This is a genomic window from Paenibacillus baekrokdamisoli (genome assembly GCF_003945345.1).
GTDB lineage: Bacteria > Bacillota > Bacilli > Paenibacillales > Paenibacillaceae > Paenibacillus_Z > Paenibacillus_Z baekrokdamisoli.
On the sequence record NZ_AP019308.1, the window covers coordinates 4,417,375 to 4,436,304 of the forward strand.

Below are 18,930 nucleotides of genomic sequence, written 5' to 3' on the forward strand. Positions count from 1 at the left end.
AATTATTCCTTTCTAAGTTATGATGATTGTCTTAAATCATCAATAAGCTCTCCTTTTTCTAAAACAATAACTCTATTACAGTAAGATATCGCTGATTTACTATGGGCAATTGTAATTACTGTTTGATGTTGATTTTCACGAATTGAATTAAGCACTTTCTGCTCAGATTTACCATCTAGATTTGATGTGGCTTCATCTAGCATTAGTATTTTTGCCTTTTTCAATAAGGATCGTGCAATTACAATTCGTTGCTTTTGTCCTCCAGATAATTTAACACCATTCTCTCCTATGAATGTACCGTATCCCTCGGGGAAATCTTTTATTTGATTATGGATATCCGCCTTTTCACAGATTGCTTCAATTTCTTCCTTACTTGCTTTTGAATTTACTAACATAAGATTTTCTGTGATTGAGAGATTAAAAATATAACTTTTTTGCATAACAACTTCCATCTGTTTATAAAGATACTGTGGCTCATATTCTTCAAGAGGAATACCATCGATATATACCGTACCTTGAGAGGGTGTGCAAACTCCACTCATTAGTTTGAGTAAAGTACTCTTCCCAGAACCACTACTTCCAACTATTGCAATTTTTTCGCCCGGTGAAATAGTTAAATTAATATTTTTAACTCCTTCATTAGTTTTTTCATCATAAATAAATGACACATTTGACAATCTGATCTCACCTTTAAACTCTGATTGAACTTTACGCGAATGACTTTTAGTATTAATTTTTAATATTTCCAACACTCTTTTTATACCAGACGAATCTTTCTGTAGCTCTATATCAAGATTGTTTATACTATTTATTCCAGTAAAAAATTGTTCGTAATATTTCATAAATATAATAAGACTCCCTACAGTTAGTTCACCTTTGAATATAAACAAACCACCAAGGAAATATAAATTCATACGCGTTATGAAGAAATCCTTAAAAGCTATAAAACTTCGATTTCCATACCAGTACATTTGTCGTTTAAAAAACAACCTGCTAAGAACTTTCCAATGTCTTGTAAAATCAATACTTTGTCTTCTCTCTATTCCAAGAGCCTTAATTTCTTTTACTTTTCTTAAAGTCTCTTGAAGCCAAGCTTCATACTTCCCCCATTCATAACGATAGCTTTCAGATGTTTTTCTCACTCCACCACCAAGCCACCGAACCATCCAAAAAGATAATGGAACCATGAAAAATCCAAATAGGGCTAGTTTCCAATTAATGAATAATAATATTGTTCCATTAACTATAGATAAAATAAAAAAGAATCCGTAATCCAAAACTTGCGAAGTTACAAACTTCTCACATAGGTCAACATCCTCATTTATACGGTTTTTTAAGTCCCCTCCTGAATATTTAGTTTTCAACAAAAAATCAAAATTCATTATTTTTTTCCACAGAGATTTCCTTAGATACAATGAAAATTTCATGCTAAATCTATTGGAATATTGCATCTGAAAATATTGTAAGAGTGTCTCTACTAAATATATACATATAAAACCCATAGTAATAACTAATAAAATAGAGGTATCATGTTTTATCATTACTTCATCAATCAAAAGTTTAAATAAGTAGGGAGAAGCTATTCCTGTGAGTAATAAGCCTATTTTCATACAAGCAAGAATAGAAAGATTAAACTTGTGCATACGGAGAAATTCACGAAGAGAGATTAAAGTATCAAATCTAACCCGATCAAATAATTTCTTCATTGAGACCTCCTTTGGAAACATAATTATCGTTAAAGATCTTGGCGTATTCAGTACATTCTCGGATGAGATTTTCATGATTACCAACTGCTTTTATACTTCCTGCATGTAAAAATATTATTCGGTCTGCTTGCCGAATGGTCGACAATCGGTGAGCAATCGTTAGGGTAGTCCGATTATGACTAAGCTCATGCAGAGCATTTTGAATGATCATCTCTGCATCACCATCAAGTGCCGAGGTTGCCTCGTCAAAAATAAGAATTTTGGGATTTTTCAGAAAAATTCTAGCGATAGCAATGCGTTGTATCTGCCCTCCTGAAAACTGTCGTCCTCCCTCCCCTACTTTGGTATTTAATCCATCGGGTAAATTATCGATGAGATCCTTTATATTTGCTCGCTCTAGAGCTATTAATATTTCTTCTTCAGTAGCATTCCGCTTTGCTAACTGTAAGTTGGATTTTATAGTACCATCAAATAAAACTGGTTCTTGCATTACAACCCCAACGTTTTGACGTAAGGAACGAACTGAATACTTATTAATGTCAATTCCATCAATCTGAATTGAACCATGATTAGGCTTATAAAATCTAAGAAGAAGATTAATTAGAGTTGACTTGCCTGATCCACTCACCCCCACTAATGCTACGCTTTCATTGGTACTCAGAGTCAATGATAGTTCTGAAAGTATATTTATTTCAGGTTCATAACCGAAGGAGATATTATTAAATTTCACTACTCCTTTTGATACCTTTAACTGTTCTCCATGCTTTTCTTCCTCTTGCTCTTTCCACAACTCAAATATTCTTCTGATTGAAACACGATTTTGTTGAAATCTTGTATTGGCCCCACTTAAGCTATTTAATAATGAATTGGCTTGATTGAAGTACTCTATTGTAGCTATAAATGCACCAACGGTAAACTTCCCTTTTATTATTAGAAAGGCTGAAACAGTATAAAGAATTAGATCAGAACATAGTGAGATGAACGTGATAATTCGATTAGATGATAATTCAAGAAAATTATTTTTATTTTTAAGAGGAATTAACTTAGATAGCAGAACAACAAATTTCCGTGTGACATTTCGTTCACTTGCTAATAGGTGAATATCTCTCAATCCATTAAAAATTTCCAATACCCAGCTAATCGTTTTACCATACTCTGTTCTGTATAAATCTAAATTCCGCTTAATATACCTACCAAATAACATAGAAATGTAAACCGATAATGGGACAATTATGAACATGAGTATCGCAAGACGATAATTCATTATCGTGATCAAAACAATTGCAGTGAGTAGCCTCAGAGAATTAGCAATTGCATAAAAAAAGTTCCAGTGTAAAAAATTCATGAATTCCTCTGAGTCATTATTGATCAGAGTAATAATGTTACCCGTTTGAGAATCTTGAAACCAACTTGTTTTGATTAAAAATATCTTTTCAAAAATCTTTTTTCTTATATCGAATAAGAAGCGTGTCATAAGATATGACCACACCGCATTTAAAATTAAATGCAATGATTGTTCGTTCAGGTAAATAAGAACGTATACCAATATAATATGAACAAATATTTCTTTATTATGATTGTAAAAGGCCTCATCGACTAACATGCCGAATATATATGGATATAACATGCCTACAAAGGATGTTACTACAACACACAGAAAGAGGTTAGTTAGGCTCCATTTATATGGTTTGGCTAACTGCAAGATAATTTTCAACTCTTGTTTTAATCCCACTGTTAATTCTCCTATCTAAAAAAGAAAAGTAATACCACGACTATCAATAACGTAGAGAAAAGGGAAAAAACAGGAGTTTTAACTGCGATAAACATAATGAACTTTTTAATACCATCTTCACCTCTTAAATCTTGAAATTTGACATTGAATGAAATAACTTTTTTTTAGTAACTTCTTATAATTTAATTTTAGCCTCTCAAATATTTAAACGATGAATTTTCAAGTTCATATCAGTTGTAATTTTAAATATCTATTTATAATACAAAACTTGTACTAGAGAATTCGAGAATCAAGATTAAATACTTGCCCACTAATTCCATTAAACATGTCTGAAGACATATAAAGTATAAAATTCACTAAATCATCTAAAGAAGGATCAAGATTAAGGACACTTTTATCGATTGCTACTTGCCTTTTAAACTCATCATGACGGTTTAGATCAGTTGGAATAAACCCAGGACACAAAGCATTAACACTTATATTGAATTTCCCTAATTCTTTTGCGAGTGCTTTTGTAAATCCAATGACTCCTGCTTTTGAAGCACAATAATTGGTTTGGCCTTCACTTCCATGTTGTCCTTTCAACGAGGTAATATTAATAATCTTTCCAGCTTTTTTTTTAATCATCTCTTTCGAAAATACTTTTGAGCAATAGAAAACACTACTTAGATTAGTTGCGACAATATCATTCCATTGCTGATCAGTCATAAATGAGATGAGGTTATCACTACAAATCCCTGCATTATTAATAAGTACATCAATTTTCCCAAAAGATTGAATTGTTTTTTCACAAAGAAGACCCACTTGTTTTATATCTCGAACGTCAGCTCTAATAGCAATACATTTGGGAGTAATCGAATTAACTTCAAATAATAATTCTTCAGCACTTGCTTGATTTTGATAGTAGTTTATAACAATATTCGCACCTTCGGTTGCAAATTTCCGAATAAGCTCTCTGCCAATGCCTCTAGAGGATCCCGTTACAACAATCGTCTTATTCCTCACATCTATAATCACTAATATCCCGCCTTAATTTTAGAGGCTAATAATCTTGGTTTTAGAAGCGTTTAATTTTCCCAGTTTTTGTTTTATTCAAGTTTTCAACTATTATTATTCTTGCTGGAACCTTAAATCTCGTTAAATTCATGTGGCAGTACTTATTTATATCATGTTGGATGTTTTTTATATCCTTTTTATCCCCATGAATAACAATTTTAGCAATGGGAACTTCCCCTAATAATTCATGACTTTCTTTAATAACAATTGCTTCTTTGATTAAAGGATATTGTAATAAAACTTCCTCAATCTCTTCGGGATATATATTCATCCCTCCACTAATAATTACATTCTTTTTCCTACCTACTAAATAAATATATTGATCTTGATCGTATTTAGCTAAGTCACCTGTATATAACCAACCATCTTGCAACACTTTACTAGTTTCTCCAATTTGTTTATAGTAACCTTTCATTACATTTTCACCTTTTACAATAATCTCACCAATCACCTCTGCCGCTACTTCTTCGCCATTATGGTTGACGATTTTGACGCTAACATTGGGAAGGGCTTTTCCAACTGAACCTATTTTTCTAAGAGCGTCTTCAGGTAGTAAACAAGTTACCCTAGGAGCAGCTTCTGTCTGTCCATAGGTATGCACAAATCCAATTGATGGAAATTCATCTATAAGTTTCCTCAACTTATCAACGGGCATAATTCCTCCACCGAAGCATATGTAACGTAAAGATGATATATCAAAGCGTTGTTTTTCTTTATGTTGAAGTAATAGAAAGAGAACAGATGGAACTGTCGTGAAATTTGTGATTTGTTCTTTCTCCACTAGTTGAAGGAATTGTTTTGGCGAGAACATGGTATGTAAAATTACAATCGTTCCACCCAAACAAAGGTGCGTTAAAAATTGAGCTGTATTACAATATCCAAAAAACATTGGCAACTGGACAAGTGAAATGTCATCTGAATTTAGTTGCAATGACTCAATATTGGAATTAATGTTAGATATTAGATTCCGATGACTTAGCATAACTCGTTTAGGGTTGCTCGTCGTTCCAGAAGTATGTAACATAATTGCTATTTGATCTGATTCGTCATCATATTTAAGGTCATCATTATTGTATTGAAGCATTTTCTTATCATTGATTAAAATTATCTCATCCGAATCAACAATTACGATTCGCGTGGCCTGCTCCATGCCAGATAGCATTTCTTTCAAAATATTTAAATTCGAAAAGTTCGTAATTATTAACTCTGCTTGACAATATATTAATGTACTTTCTATTTCAGCCTTCTTTGCTAAAGTGGAAATTGGAATAATTACTTTATCACATAACGTTATCGCAAAATAGGAAACAGCATATTGAATTGAGTTTGGTAAAAATATGGCTATATGATTCGAGAAAGTTGTTAATGGTTTTAATCGGTTAGCCAAAATACTTGCTTGATCAAGTAATTGATCATAAGAAATGGTTTCATTTCCAAATATTATAGCTGTTTTATTGTTTCCCCTTTGCCTTAACACTATATCTTTAATTAACATCTGAATCACCTTTCTATATAAGTCAGAAAAATGCTTGTATTTTTTCGATAACCATAACAATTTTTTCTATAGTTTCGAAGTTTTCTAGCAATAGATACTCATCATCAAATGTTATTCCCATTTCTTCTTCTAGTGCGACGATTAGTTGAATCGCTGTTAAAGAATCTAATCCATGTTCCATTAAATTTATATCCATACCCAATGAATCTTTTTTTTTCAATACTTCTAGCACCTTGTTGTGTACAATTTTAGTTGTATCCATTACTTTTCTTTTCCTCCTGCCGCTTTCAAATTACAATATAATACAGTATACTACAAGATATGAACTCCTATTACAATGGATTCTGTAATATCAACTTCTCTTTATTTTGTTAATTTATTACTGTTTATTAGATTCCAAAATTCGGATTTTCTGTTTTCTTTTAAAAGAATTAAATGTTTTCGTAAATTTGCAGACTCGGATTGGGGTAGTTAATAAGATCCTATAGGGTATTCACAAAGTAGCAGGAGTTTGAAATTGAATTTTTTAAAGGGACTCGCTATTCTTCAGGGGGGACCAGAGACTATTCACTTTACAATGCAAAATCGAGTAAGGCGTGCATGAAGCATTCCACATTTTTTTATTTTCATTCAACACTTGGGATGAGGGCTAAATGCCAACGTTTGATGCAGTCAATGTTTAGTACTTACAAATTGCATATAAGGATGTTACTCGATGGAAATATTTTCAGTTAATGATGTATGTCTATTTCCAGAACAGACAAGTTACATCCATACGTCCAGAAATTGTTCCGTATTTATTAGGTGTCAAGGCCACGCTTTATTGATTCACAAGAAAAATTCTGATGATATAATTAACGAAGATTTATTAGTTACTCGTACGTCATTTAGTGAATTAAAAATCCGAGCTAACCATAAACCAATTAGATTGTCAGTACTTATATTTGATGAAAGTATTCTTATGTCAAAGATCAAGAACAATATTTATTCAATTAAATCTATGCCCGAAGAAATAATTAAACTAGCAGATAAACTTATTATAAATAATATCGAAAACGATACCACAGCATTTTCATTTCTTATTAGAGAAATACAATTGCATATTTTGAATCTAAATGAGGATTTTCCTGTTATAAAAAACAAAATTGATCCAAGGCTTATCAAAATAAATAGGTATCTACGCCAAAATTACAAAGAAACTATTACCCTTCAATTACTAAGTGATATGGTACATGTTAATCCTGTATATTTAAGTAATTCCTATTCGCATGTATTTAAAATATCTCCAATTCATCATTTAAATACATATCGTATAAATGAATCAAAAAAATTATTGTGTAGTTTAGAGAAGTCTTTAAGTAGCATTGCTGAATCAGTTGGGTTCTCGTCTTCTTCACATTTTTGTGCTACTTTTAAGCGATACACTTCAATGAGTCCAGCTGAATATAGACAACAACTAAAAATCGAACCAAAAAAAGAACTATTCACGGTCTCAATTGAACTATGACCCGGAAGGTGGGCACTTTGAAAAAAGTGCCCACCTTCCGGTTTTTTGCGTTTATAATGTAGTCTAACAAGACAAGAAGCGAGGTCAAATACATGACAGATAGCAAGAAGTCCTCAAAGAAACGACATCGTTTTACGGAGCACCAGATGGGACAGTTGGAAGTCAATGCCCACGTCCTACACGTTTCAGAAAAATCCATTAGCTATTCGCCTGCTTTTAAGTTAGCTGCTTTAAAGGCCTACCAGCAAGGAAAGACGCCACAGGAAATATTTATTGATGCAGGATTTCAATTAGATGTAATCGGTAGCCGGAAACCTAATGAATGTTTAAAACGATGGCGCTCCGCTCATGCTTTACACGGCGAAGATGGCCTTCTTGAAGAGCGAAGAGGCAAAGGGGCAACGGGTCGTAAACCCAAAGAAGACCTGTCCTTGGAGGAAGAACTAAAGCGTGCTAAGGCACAGATCAAGCTGCTGGAAATGGAGAACGACTTTCTAAAAAAGCTAGAGGAACGAGAGAGGCAGGTGAGAGCGAGCAAACACTGAGCCCCTCAGAATCCTTCGAGCTCATCAACCAAACGATCCGTCTCCACGCTGCTCAGGGGATGACAAGCTATCTATCTAGACTGTCTGAGGTTAGCAAAAGTGGCTACTACCGCTGGCTTCATGCGGAGCAAACACGTCAGATTAAAGAAGTATCCGACGAGCAAGATCTCATCCTCATAAAGAACCAATTTAACGCATTCAACAAAAAGGCGGGAACGCTCGTCATTAAAATGTTCAACGGGGACACATGGAGAATTTCATTAAAGAAGCGAAGAACGGATTTGCTTGCCATAAGATGAGCAGCACCGCATTTGAAACCAATGCAGTTAAATTGCAACTGGCGATGTTGGCGTACAACTTCAACAACTGGTTTCGTCAACTGTGTTTACCCGAGAAGCTAAAACCAAGCCGTATGGAGACGTTACGTACCAAGCTAATTAAAATTGCAGGGAAACTGATCTATTCCGGTCGCTATTGGACATGGAAATTGTGTAGCTCCTGCGTTTACTGAGAACCATTCATCCAAACGCTGAACAATATCCAACGTTTACCAAGGTTTGAGTGACGGTTAGCTCATTCTAGAAAAATATCAAAAGTTACATTCCAGCATAACGGGAAAGTGTGTCCGTTTTCACGTCCATATATTGGATATTTTTGAATCCCTACATAATTGCTTAAGAAATCCGCTAGGTTGCATCTTCTTCATTTAGATTTGAGTGATTTCCGAAGATGAAAACCCCTTTATTTTCCATTTTAACCAAGCAACTCAAGGCTCTATGAATATTTCAGGGGTAAGTAAGCACAGGTTGATTGGGTTATTTTTGAGTATATTCAAATCAATATTAAAAGTAGGTGTATACATTTATTATAGTGCTTATTTATTCGCGTACATTGTATCTAAATATACAGTTGATAAGAAAGCGGAGAGCTTAACGGCTGTCATAAAAGAGTTTTGACGTACTTTGAAGGAATGATAAAACCCTGTTTGTATGACAATAGAAAGATACTTGTCATCGAGAAAGAATTGCAAGGTATCTTGTCTGAGTAGTAGATAATCGGCATATTTATATCTTACCTACTGAATCCTTATACACTTTGATAGTACAGGGTAAGCCTCATACACGGGGAACGTTTGTATACATTGAAGCTCCTACTCAAATAGGTAGTTGAGATAATCAAATCCATTTTCTTTTGCTGATCCCATTACGCTATATAGGATCTCGCTCCAACAGAAGGTTTGATGGAGCGTTAGCCGCGGTTACTTACTAGCTCCCCCCCGTATAATACCACCTTATTCCCACTGGTTGCGGCAATAGGTGAAAGAAAGAAGAGCTACATGCATTCGAAACTACCGTACAGATGCTTGAAGAAGGGAGTTCCGAATGTTCTTCTTTCTCTTTTCGTCACGGTCGATTTCTCCTCAAATGTAATGTCTGTAGTTTACTAGACCACAATTTTTATGTCCAGATGAGTGTAACCGATCCAATATTCAGTTTCATTTCTTAGAGCAACAACAAAAGTTAGTCACCTATATTACATATTTCACGGATGAAACACGCTTCTTCTACCTGTCCGCTTTATTAGTGTTTTCAACAGAAACTTATACTATTTGTTTGATTTTTAATATCAAGTTTTTTAGAATATCCTCTTCTTGTTGTTCTATTTGTTTAATGAGTACACTCAACTTATCCTTTTCATAAGTTCCAAAAGCATTAGTAATATTAAATTTTAGAGTAGAATTAAATACAATAGTAGCTGTCTTTACTAGTTTCTCGCTGTTAATAATTAGATCATCTATGTTATTTAGATATCCCATTTTCGTTAAAAATTTTATTCGTTCTAATAAAGCCGCTTTATGTTCAAGTAACAAACGAAAGACTCTTTTGTCCCAAAAAGTTGTGTTCGCCTTAATGTAGGATAATATATATTCATACACATCTTTTCCATAAGCATCTTGTTCATTTATTGGAATATTAAAGTATTTAAACTGTGCATCATTCTTACCATTTAAAAAGTCTTCCATTTGATTTAATATAAATAAAATATTAAAATGAAAATCTTCCTTTCTAGGAATTATTAATCCTAATGTACTTTGCGATGCATTATCCTTAGTTGAGCAAAATATAAATCCATCGCGAAAATTATCATAAGATACCTTTTCGGTAACAAATTGACCTTCTCTGTTATACGCTACTACATTAAGTATCTTTTCATCATCATCATAACCTATTACTAAAATATCATGAAAAAAACTTTCTGAATAATAGGCCCACCTGTTCGGTAAGAAGTATTCGTTGATATATGTACTCACATAATATCCATGATTCAATGAAACTATAATAAACTGAATCGGATCTTCAGTAATATCTTCTACAAAAGATTTTGTAAGATATGTTCTGCTTAAAAAAGGGTTTACTAATGATGAAAAAACTAACTTATGATCTTCTAAGTTTAAATTTTTTTTAGGGCAACACAATTGTATATAGTTCATATGATACCATGGTATTGACTCTTCTATCGTTGACGTTATTCCTAATTCACAGCCTATATAGTTAAATGTCCTAATAGGAGGAACAATAAAAGGGAGTAGCTTTTTCATAATATTTTCTCCTCGAAAAATGTATTATTCTTAATTTCTACTTTACTTCTGTAACCCAATTCCATCGGAACTAGCGATAACCATCATTACTCTAAAAAATCGATTGGATTACGGATTGCGATTTCACCTGAACCTGACAGCGTTAATGTATTCAAGTCGGGCAAAGTAAAGTGTTGTTGCTTTATTTGACGAGCAGGTCCGTACCGTATGCAAATTGACGAAACTTCGTCCCTGTACTGTCATTTAATTCTAGTAGAACCTGTTCAAAAAGCTCACAAATATATAAAAAAATATCAATAATTCCCAACCAACACCATGCTTTTCCATTATCAATTGCAGTGAATCCTCCAGATTTCATGAATTGGTTCAGATCCAATTATATACAAATAAGTCTCCCCGTACAAGATAGCCTCAACTAATAGATTTATTATTCATTTTGGGATTATTATATCTTGTATCCAATACTATAAAAATTTTATACGAAAAGAGTTAGTATTAGATAAAAACTACTCAGTTTAATTATTTAATAGATGCAATTGATCGTAACCTTTGTACGCTAATGAATATCCTGAATCCGTGACGATCTACGTCCCCGTGTTCTTTTAGTTCTGGATGCTCTTCTAATCAGATCCAGTCGACATCATTGTGGGTAGAATCCAGCCCGAAGCAGAGCCCCCTGTTTGTGAGCGCTCGAATTGGCGTATTCATAAACGGTTTTCAACGGAAATGAAAGTAGAGACGACGTAACTGCGGGAACCAAGGACTGTAACGACCAAAAGCAAGCTTGAAGCTGCGGGCATGCTTCACAAAACGAGCCGAAACGAGCATGAGATCTTGAATGACGGTTCGAATTCGTTGACGAAATACTTTTTTCTTCGTTGGTGCATCAGGCTCTGTGAGCGCAATTTGTCCAATTAAACGAAGCATATTATAAGCAAATAAGCCAAGATGAAGAACAAGGTCATTCGTAGCAAACTTCCCAGAGGGTAGACGTTCGAGATCCAGTTCAGATTTAATCTCACTATGAAACTGTTCACTGGTCGCATGGTCTTTATAGAGGGAAACGATCTGCTCCTCCGAGCACGGAAGGATTGTCAAGAACAGGGCCATTTCAATTTCAGGAACGAGCAGCAACTGTCCATCTCGCTCCGCTGTTCGCTCGGTAATTTGGTAAACGAGCTGAACCGGCTTAATAAACCGTTCCGGCTGAACCGTCATCGAACCGAGATAGACTTTCTTACCCGGGCGGGTTTCTTCACAACGCCCCTCACGCTTTGCGAGTTCGAGCCAATGCTCGGGTTTATCTTTGCGTGGGTTTCGCTTGATGATGAAATCGACTTCCTGATCCAAGCAGAGATTCACATTATCTGCAGCATCGTTACCCGCATCCATCTGTAAGAGTAGTGGTACAGAAGAGATTCACCTTGCATACCGAATGCTTACATCAATGAAGTCATCTGCCTCTTTTTGCACATGCGTTTTGCCTTCACGTAGCTACACGTTTACGCCGTATCCTTCTTGTCCCAGGTAGGCAAAGAATGGCGAGTAACCATCAAAGCCTTTATAGGTACGAGAAACGCCTTCTTTTTTCGTATTTGAATTATCAAAGGGCGAGACATCCAAATCGAGGGGTAAATAGGCTTTCTGTTCGTCATGGTCAAAGGTAATCTGAACAGGTGTAAGTGGCGCTCTTGCTCGTTTGAGTAAATCAGCAGACTCTTCAAGTACAATCTTCTGCCATTGGCCCAAAGGAGCTGCTTGATCAAAACGCTGACGCAGAGTCGGGCTGGAAGTTAGCTTCCGAATACCAAGTGCCTTGGAGAAGAAGGCGTCTTTACGGAAAGGCTCGATATGATCAAAATCGCTTTTACCTTGGCAAAGAAGCCCTAGGTAGGCACGGACGTTATCAGCGTGAGAAATCGTGGGAACGTTGGTGTCACCAACCGAACTTTGAGTCGTTTATTCAAATGCGTATCGGCTAGCAGTTGACCAACTAAGATAAGTCCAGCGCGAGAAGTTAAATAATCACTGGAAGTTTCGAGGGTAAATTTAGTAGACATGAATATTCACCTCACGGGTGAAATGGTATTGCTGAAATCTATCGTTTTCACCAAAGCTATTTTACGGATTCAGGGATTCTTCAATTTCTTGCATATAATCTTCAATAATATCTCTAATTTTTTTTTCATCTTCACAGGTTGAGATTTTACTACTCAGTTCTTTAATGTTGTTGAAGAATCGTCGCCTTTCATCTTTTCGATTTTCCCTAAAATTAAGTATATCGCTTGGCTGTAAATCAATTATATTAATTGGAATAAAGTTATTAATAGTAATACAAGCTAGTTGGGTCTGGGATTCGCCTTCATAGTCTGAAATATTACCATCATGTTGAAAGAAATTTGAACCACACCATGCTTCTGCATAATCTGTGGAAAGGGATATATCATTTCTTTTTGCAATATAATTGGCTAGAAATAGCATGTATATAGACCCTATTTCGTGCGGTACATTGAGCCAGTCTTTATTCTTTGCATCTTTTGCTAAAATTAATTCTCGCAATTTTACGTCTGCTTTGTCTTTGTGTAACTTAATATCATGACTTATGCAGTTCATCCCAACTACTGGAACTTCGCTAATTTTACATAAAGTTGCTATAAAACCCGAAAAACCACTTGACTTTCTGGGATCATCACAATAATTGCGGAGAATACCCTTCCTATCGGGGTATATCCTCTACATATCAGGTGATCTTAAATGAATTCAAAACTGGAAAAGCCCCGCTTTCGCTAAGCGAATGCGCGGGAGCGCCCATTTTACGCACACTCTGGGACAAATTTGATTTTTCGTTTCTCTTATCGCAGTCCGGTATTTCAAAACGTAACGGCGCACCCGCATGGATGCTTTGTTTTCTCTACGTCATCGGTCTAGCTTCGGGCTGCACGGCTGTGTCTCAAATGGCAACCCTGGCTGCCAAGGATGCCGTTCTCCGCGAGATGTTCAAACCGTACAAATTGGCGCGCAGTACACCCTGAGCCGATTATTTACCACATCCTTTGCATGGCGCACCTTTGGGAAAAAGCGGGTAGCCCGTCTCCAGCAGGACGAGGACATGCAACTACGCGAAGGGGACGCGATTAATTTGGATGATACCCACAGCAATCACCCTTTCGCCAAGTACTTGCCCTATCTCTGCTGGCTCAAAGACTCATCCACCAAAGCCTATAGCTGGTGTATGAATGTGATCGTGTTACAGGCGGTTTTGCAAAACGGTCTTGAATACCCGCTCTATTACAGTGTGTGACGTAAAGCCGAAGAAGGCGAACGCAACCTCTCTATGCTTGAGTTGTCCAAACAAATGCTGCTTATGCTGCGCGAGAGCGTCTCGTGCCGGCTAAGGATTGCCATGGATCGTTGGCTTTTGTGTAAGGATTTCTTTGTCTTCCTCATGGCTCCCAACTTTGACTGGGTAACCAAAGCCAAGCGCAACACCGCGCTTTACCTCAAGGTAAGCGAGCCCGGCCGACACGAACGATATCTACCGGTTTCCGCACGTCAATTGATTAAAGAAGCATAAAAATCTCTTGTGATTAAAGGAACAACCGGATTGACAGCTCTAGCACTTGCCGATATCTATATGAAATTACCGTACCCTGATGTTGGACGAAAAGGGCAGCCCACGGTGAAGCATCGTTTCGTTCCGATCGCCGCAGTCGTTGCCATTCGTTTAAAAGAAGATGAGGAATCCACTGCGACGGTCGAGGAGGGGGAAGATTCCCAAGCCACCTATAAGGGAGCCTATTTGATTATTAGCAACCGCCACGATGCTCCGAAAGAAGCGCTTGCCGTTTACGGGAAACGCTGGCGCATCGAAGTGTTCTTCCGAACTGCCAAGCAGGAGCTTGGTTTTGAATCCTGTCATTCTACATCCGAAGCGCATCAGCATGCGCATTTGGAGTTAATTTTCACCACAGAGACGCTCCTTGCTTACGCCTTATGGCAATTAAACAAAGAAAAAACGAGTGAGGAAAGCTGCACCCACGGCGAAATGGTACGCGGCCTCTTCCACACTCGTTGTCAGGTCCGTCGCAGAAACCACCAGGGATCCGAACGAATCTATGTCGATTTTGACATAGAAGCGCTCCGCTTTGCAACTCTTATCTCAGCTTACTGGCCTCTCCAGCTTCTCATCACATGGTGGCCCGTTTATTCAAGCATAGATTCTCACAAATACCAATTAATCTCGTGAACTGCATAAGTCATGCATTTTAGTGGACACTGGTAATACATCCAGATGCAGATCATATAGGTGGTTTGGATTTTTTTGTTCCCATTGCTGCCGTTGCTACCGTTGTCGTCTGCTAGTTCTCTTGTCTGTTTCCAAAAGATGTTTTGATTTTCTTTCCAGCGGAAAATCTCAATCATTTAAATTAGATTCGAGATCACGGAGTGAAGGATCATAGATTCTTTGACTTTGAGATTCATCACCAGATCTTTTATTTTCTCAATATCAGATATTTTTCGAGTGATATTGTACTTCAAGACTACGTTCTTAAGAATTACGCTCTTTTTTTCTATCTCTCTATATTCATTGATAATATCACGTTCCTGAAGAAAATCTCTCTCAAATAAATACTCTAACCGGAAAGACATTAGCTTTTTGTGCTCATAAAGCAAATGGTAGTCTCTTATGTCGAGTTTTTCTAAAGCTGTTTTTTTTCGATCAATTAATGCGATAAATTGATCATATATAGCAACACCGTATATAAACTCGCTACAGTGAATTTTATTACAACGTATCCCACCCTTGTGTGATGAATCTTTGGATTCTACATACTCTTCTAACATTATTTTCAATGAGGAATATTCAAATGAATTAGAATTTTCATTTTGTTGATTATCTTTTATGGCTTGGTATAGAACAATATCATCACAATGGGACTGAAATCTCCAACTTTCAAATTGTACATTTTCAAAACCCTGTACTATTTCAGAAAAAGACGCTTTAAAATTTCCGAAGATACCATCTCCATAGTATCCGAATAAGTTGAAATATTGTTCATTAGAATCATATCCACAGATAAAAATGTCATGGTCATGATGTCTTTTCTTATAAAAATAACTTTTTTCCGATAAATAGTAATCATCAACAAACAAATACACATAATTATTCATATTAATTGTTTCAATAATAAAATCAATAAGGGATATATTGAATTTTTTGAGAAGAGCCCTTTGTATTCTTCTTTTAATCATAAAAGAATTAACTTCACAAATTTCATCAATATCGAAGAAATTTATATCAACATGTTCATCTAATTCTTTCGGACAAGCCAATTGGATGAGTTTATCAACATACCAATGTTTAAATCCACTATGCAGCCCCATGACGGAAAGAGGAAAAGCGGAACCTTGATAACAATTTGACACTGGTTCAGTTAAAGGAAGAAGTTTTTTCATTCATCTCATTCTCCTTGTTGTTTTTTATGAGGCTTAGAATCCGTACAGATTCTAAGGCGGATTTTTTTAAAAATCCTGAATGGTATCGTTTGCAAGAAACTATAGGCAGAGTTGGGATATATTCAATAGTAGGATAAATTGTTAAAACTTACAACTTTTATTATTGTGAAGCAATTCAGATAATCGGATCTAATAGAATTGTCGGGTGGCAAGAACATATACGCTCCGCATGAGTATGAAGGAGGAATCGGAATCAGACAATGTTCTTGTCATCCGACGTAAGCAGTGAACTGGGGAGACCCTCCCCTGCACGTGTTTTTTATTCGCAGACCCGTAAAGAAACGATCTATAAGTTCAAAAAGGTGAAGTGATCCGTTTGCAGGAAGGGAGTCCGAGGGGCTCATAGTACTGAGGAACTGCAGGACAACACAACCTGCAGGAGGGAAGGAGCCCTGCTTTGTTCATGTTTCTTAAGGAGGTACGAGTCAGTGAATGCCCAAGGGCTAACAACACCAAAGGAAAACGTTCAACAACTCCAAGAGAAGCTAGGCCATGCGGCCAAGGGAAACAAGAAGCGAAGATTCCATGCTTTGTATGACAGCAGTGCAGGATCGGCTTGATTATGTTTTCTGCTCAATTGCGCTGCCGAGATGGAAGGAAGTCCGAACTCACGTTGGATATCTCGGCACAATACGTCATTTGCAATGTCACGAAGCCCGTCGCGCCCTTGCAACTCCGCGTGAAGAAAAAGCTTGAAGTAAGCGAGCGTCGTTAGTTTCTTCACGTATTTGTCTTGACCGATTTCATTAACGCTATCTATGAACGTTTCGTACAAATTGGCTCTAACCATTTACCAAATGAAGAAAATAGGGTATCCTTGTCCATGCGTGAAATCCTTTCGGTGGATTATGGACAGGAGCTACCTGTCATTCCATTTGTAAAGGATTTTTTTGTTGCCTGGACAATTAGATACCTGAATATTGTGATTATTCAGATAATATTAATGCAACGCTAGTGACATTCGATAATAAAATTTATGATATTATCATTGTTATTATTTAAAAGCTCCCTTGGAATTGAGAAGGTTTTCTCCATAAAGGATAATTATCACTTTTTCCATCGTAAGAGTAAAAATCAATTTTATATCCTTGTGTTGGCTCATTAAAATGAGTATAGAGTTGGATATAGTTACAATAGTACCAAGGCAGATAATCGCTATAATTTAATAAAATAGATAGGGGGGGCGAGCATGATGTAGTAAACCGATAATAGGTGGAATCATAATCTCTAATTCTGTTTCATTCCTATCCCACTTTCATAGAGAATTAATGACACTCCCAGGCTCTCTAAGCCCGGGCTTAGTAATAAGTAATAGTTGATCCAGCACCGAGCAACATATCTTTTTTGTAATATCGCTATCGTTGCGTTATTGCTGTCACATATAGCAGGTTAAATGTCATCTAAGAATATCATAGTATATACATCTTAAATAAAAAATCATCAATTTCTAGGGATACTGGACGTGTTAATAAAAATACTCCAATAGGGAATATTGCTCAGAAGAATATCTCAATCAAATTAGAAAAGCGAGGGCTCCATGTTTCATCAAAGCGATCGAGTTCAGGAAATGTTAACATCGTACTGACTCTTCAGTGCTTCATATGTCCTCCTATCACTTACAGTGAATGAGGGAATGTGGAGCTTAAACTCTGTAAGACATGAGATGAGTGGAGAACACAATTAACCACTTTATACAAGTGGGTAAGGTTAAATTTACTTATTGTAAAACAGCGAAATCATAATATTAAGAGAGTGTTCCAGAAATAATCTGTCCTAAAAGGATGTAGCATCTTATAATTTCAGTAAAATAAAGGAATCTTTATTTTTGCGAATTTGTTTATTTTTTGGTATTGCAAAAGGAGGAATTTTTTTGAAAAGAGTTGGTGTAGCATCTGCTTTAATTACTGATGATGATGGCAATTTATTAGTCGTTAAAAATGTTAAGGGCGATTCATGTTATTGGAGTCTCCCAGGCGGTGCAGTTGAAGAAGGAGAAACTCTGGAACAAGCAGTAATACGCGAGGTAAAAGAGGAAACAGGATTTAACATTGCAATTTCAGGATTAAGTTCTCTTAGGGAAATGTTCTTCACCCAAACAGGGCACCATGCCTTCTTTGTTTCATTTTTTGCAAAGGTTATTGATGGTAAAATGGATATTCATGATCCAGACAATGATATAGCAGAAGTACGATGGGTAGATATTCAAACTGCAGGGGAACTCATGCCATCCTTGATGGAAAAGCTAAAAATCAATTCCGCTACAAACAAATCCTCGGCCTTTTATGCATTTGAAGGACGCATTAACTAATAAAAGTCCCAATTTTATAGACATTTATGTATTCCTCAATTCAACTTTAAACTTCACTACATCTAGTATTTCATAAAGGTAACATGCTTCCGCTTCTCTTTTTGGTACCTACACGTTATAAATGATAGCGTCTCATGATATGAATAGTACGTGTACAGACTCCCTTACTGCGAACGATCAAACCAGAAATTATGGTGCTACAAGATGTCAAGACAGTTATTTTAATATAGTTAAGGTGTGAAATGATTCACAATGTTGAGGAGTTGCTACGGTGTGACTGTTCTAATACTTCGACTAAGATGGAAAAATGATTAATTATTTCCAATAGAACATTGTCCATTTGTGGTGGACATAGCTCAAGTGAAGGCGCGGGAGGAAAGATTCTTCCTCCGTTATTCAGATGTGGATAAGAGTACAACCTCAAGGTTTTATACTGTACAAGTATTATCGAAACCATCATTTCTA

General features: G+C 36.2%; 17 protein-coding genes and 1 pseudogene. 7 read left to right on the plus strand and 11 right to left on the minus strand.

Going from position 1 to position 18,930, the window contains the following annotated elements; genetic code table 11:
- Window positions 1-17 precede the first annotated feature (17 nt).
- The 5 genes from EKN16_RS19425 to EKN16_RS19445 all read right to left on the minus strand — a co-directional run bounded on the left by EKN16_RS19425 (window position 18) and on the right by EKN16_RS19445 (window position 6,251).
- A complete protein-coding gene (locus tag EKN16_RS19425; protein WP_164522891.1) occupies window positions 18-1,706 on the minus strand; it encodes an ABC transporter ATP-binding protein in 1,689 nt (562 codons plus the stop codon).
- Entirely contained in the window at window positions 1,690-3,438 is a 1,749-nt protein-coding gene (locus tag EKN16_RS19430; RefSeq protein WP_125660925.1) for an ABC transporter ATP-binding protein, read from the minus strand. The genes EKN16_RS19425 and EKN16_RS19430 overlap by 17 nt, the downstream gene beginning before the upstream one ends.
- A 273-nt stretch (window positions 3,439-3,711) precedes the next feature.
- Window positions 3,712-4,455, minus strand: a complete 744-nt coding sequence (locus tag EKN16_RS19435; protein WP_164522892.1) for an SDR family NAD(P)-dependent oxidoreductase — start codon at window positions 4,453-4,455, stop codon at window positions 3,712-3,714.
- A gap of 40 nt (window positions 4,456-4,495) precedes the next feature.
- Entirely contained in the window at window positions 4,496-5,989 is a 1,494-nt protein-coding gene (locus EKN16_RS19440) for a class I adenylate-forming enzyme family protein (protein ID WP_125660931.1), read from the minus strand.
- 22 nt (window positions 5,990-6,011) lie between these two features.
- Window positions 6,012-6,251: a phosphopantetheine-binding protein gene (locus tag EKN16_RS19445; RefSeq protein ID WP_125660934.1), complete on the minus strand. Its 240-nt coding sequence runs from the start codon at window positions 6,249-6,251 to the stop codon at window positions 6,012-6,014.
- Window positions 6,252-6,704: 453 nt separating this feature from the next.
- Between EKN16_RS19445 and EKN16_RS19450 the strand changes: the two genes are divergently transcribed.
- The 3 genes from EKN16_RS19450 to EKN16_RS19465 all read left to right on the plus strand — a co-directional run bounded on the left by EKN16_RS19450 (window position 6,705) and on the right by EKN16_RS19465 (window position 8,552).
- On the plus strand, window positions 6,705-7,496 hold the full coding sequence (locus EKN16_RS19450) for a helix-turn-helix domain-containing protein (RefSeq protein ID WP_125660937.1): 792 nt from the start codon (window positions 6,705-6,707) through the stop codon (window positions 7,494-7,496).
- A 92-nt stretch (window positions 7,497-7,588) separates the two neighbouring features.
- The gene (locus tag EKN16_RS19455; RefSeq protein WP_125660941.1) at window positions 7,589-8,041 is read left to right on the plus strand and encodes an HTH domain-containing protein; all 453 of its coding nucleotides are present in this window, start codon (window positions 7,589-7,591) and stop codon (window positions 8,039-8,041) included.
- 247 nt (window positions 8,042-8,288) lie between these two features.
- Window positions 8,289-8,552, plus strand: coding sequence for a transposase (locus EKN16_RS19465; protein ID WP_125660947.1), 264 nt, complete (start codon window positions 8,289-8,291; stop codon window positions 8,550-8,552).
- Between the two features lie 1,089 nt (window positions 8,553-9,641).
- On the opposite strand, the gene EKN16_RS19470 is transcribed toward EKN16_RS19465, so the two are convergent.
- The 4 genes and pseudogenes from EKN16_RS19470 to EKN16_RS19480 form a co-directional block, all read right to left on the minus strand.
- On the minus strand, window positions 9,642-10,640 hold the full coding sequence (locus tag EKN16_RS19470) for a hypothetical protein (protein ID WP_125660950.1): 999 nt from the start codon (window positions 10,638-10,640) through the stop codon (window positions 9,642-9,644).
- Window positions 10,641-10,821: 181 nt separating this feature from the next.
- Window positions 10,822-10,998, minus strand: coding sequence for a hypothetical protein (locus tag EKN16_RS33125; protein ID WP_232015863.1), 177 nt, complete (start codon window positions 10,996-10,998; stop codon window positions 10,822-10,824).
- A 359-nt stretch (window positions 10,999-11,357) separates the two neighbouring features.
- Window positions 11,358-12,700: pseudogene (locus tag EKN16_RS19475) on the minus strand (IS1380 family transposase).
- Window positions 12,701-12,761: 61 nt separating this feature from the next.
- Entirely contained in the window at window positions 12,762-13,199 is a 438-nt protein-coding gene (locus EKN16_RS19480) for a DUF6236 family protein (RefSeq protein WP_125660953.1), read from the minus strand.
- A 334-nt stretch (window positions 13,200-13,533) separates the two neighbouring features.
- On the opposite strand from EKN16_RS19480, the gene EKN16_RS19485 reads away from it, so the two are divergent.
- Genes EKN16_RS19485 through EKN16_RS19495 form a run of 3 tightly spaced genes read left to right on the plus strand, consistent with a single transcriptional unit; the run spans window position 13,534 to window position 14,886 of the window.
- A complete protein-coding gene (locus tag EKN16_RS19485; protein ID WP_125660956.1) occupies window positions 13,534-13,941 on the plus strand; it encodes a hypothetical protein in 408 nt (135 codons plus the stop codon).
- A 42-nt stretch (window positions 13,942-13,983) separates the two neighbouring features.
- Window positions 13,984-14,214, plus strand: coding sequence for a hypothetical protein (locus EKN16_RS19490; protein ID WP_125660959.1), 231 nt, complete (start codon window positions 13,984-13,986; stop codon window positions 14,212-14,214).
- Between the two features lie 9 nt (window positions 14,215-14,223).
- Window positions 14,224-14,886 carry a transposase gene (locus tag EKN16_RS19495; protein WP_197719100.1) on the plus strand — a complete coding sequence of 221 codons (663 nt, stop codon included), beginning with the start codon at window positions 14,224-14,226 and terminating at the stop codon, window positions 14,884-14,886.
- 176 nt (window positions 14,887-15,062) lie between these two features.
- Here EKN16_RS19495 and EKN16_RS19500 read toward each other — a convergent pair whose 3' ends face one another.
- Together EKN16_RS19500 and EKN16_RS32670 are read right to left on the minus strand one after the other, a co-directional pair.
- Entirely contained in the window at window positions 15,063-16,097 is a 1,035-nt protein-coding gene (locus EKN16_RS19500; protein WP_125660962.1) for a hypothetical protein, read from the minus strand.
- Window positions 16,098-16,623: 526 nt separating this feature from the next.
- A complete protein-coding gene (locus EKN16_RS32670; protein ID WP_125660965.1) occupies window positions 16,624-16,947 on the minus strand; it encodes a DUF4372 domain-containing protein in 324 nt (107 codons plus the stop codon).
- A gap of 1,080 nt (window positions 16,948-18,027) precedes the next feature.
- On the opposite strand from EKN16_RS32670, the gene EKN16_RS19515 reads away from it, so the two are divergent.
- Window positions 18,028-18,465, plus strand: a complete 438-nt coding sequence (locus tag EKN16_RS19515) for an NUDIX hydrolase (RefSeq protein WP_125660968.1) — start codon at window positions 18,028-18,030, stop codon at window positions 18,463-18,465.
- The last annotated feature ends 465 nt before the right edge of the window (window positions 18,466-18,930 follow it).

Coding starts and splice junctions, on each gene's coding strand:
- EKN16_RS19425 (WP_164522891.1), bottom strand. CDS start 1,706: ATGAAGAAATTATTTGATCGGGTTAGATTTGATACTTTAATCTCTCTT.
- EKN16_RS19440 (WP_125660931.1), bottom strand. CDS start 5,989: ATGTTAATTAAAGATATAGTGTTAAGGCAAAGGGGAAACAATAAAACA.
- EKN16_RS19445 (WP_125660934.1), bottom strand. CDS start 6,251: ATGGATACAACTAAAATTGTACACAACAAGGTGCTAGAAGTATTGAAA.
- EKN16_RS19450 (WP_125660937.1), top strand. CDS start 6,705: ATGGAAATATTTTCAGTTAATGATGTATGTCTATTTCCAGAACAGACA.
- EKN16_RS19455 (WP_125660941.1), top strand. CDS start 7,589: ATGACAGATAGCAAGAAGTCCTCAAAGAAACGACATCGTTTTACGGAG.
- EKN16_RS19465 (WP_125660947.1), top strand. CDS start 8,289: ATGGAGAATTTCATTAAAGAAGCGAAGAACGGATTTGCTTGCCATAAG.
- EKN16_RS19470 (WP_125660950.1), bottom strand. CDS start 10,640: ATGAAAAAGCTACTCCCTTTTATTGTTCCTCCTATTAGGACATTTAAC.
- EKN16_RS33125 (WP_232015863.1), bottom strand. CDS start 10,998: ATGAAATCTGGAGGATTCACTGCAATTGATAATGGAAAAGCATGGTGT.
- EKN16_RS19485 (WP_125660956.1), top strand. CDS start 13,534: ATGGATGCTTTGTTTTCTCTACGTCATCGGTCTAGCTTCGGGCTGCAC.
- EKN16_RS19500 (WP_125660962.1), bottom strand. CDS start 16,097: ATGAAAAAACTTCTTCCTTTAACTGAACCAGTGTCAAATTGTTATCAA.
- EKN16_RS32670 (WP_125660965.1), bottom strand. CDS start 16,947: ATGGTTAGAGCCAATTTGTACGAAACGTTCATAGATAGCGTTAATGAA.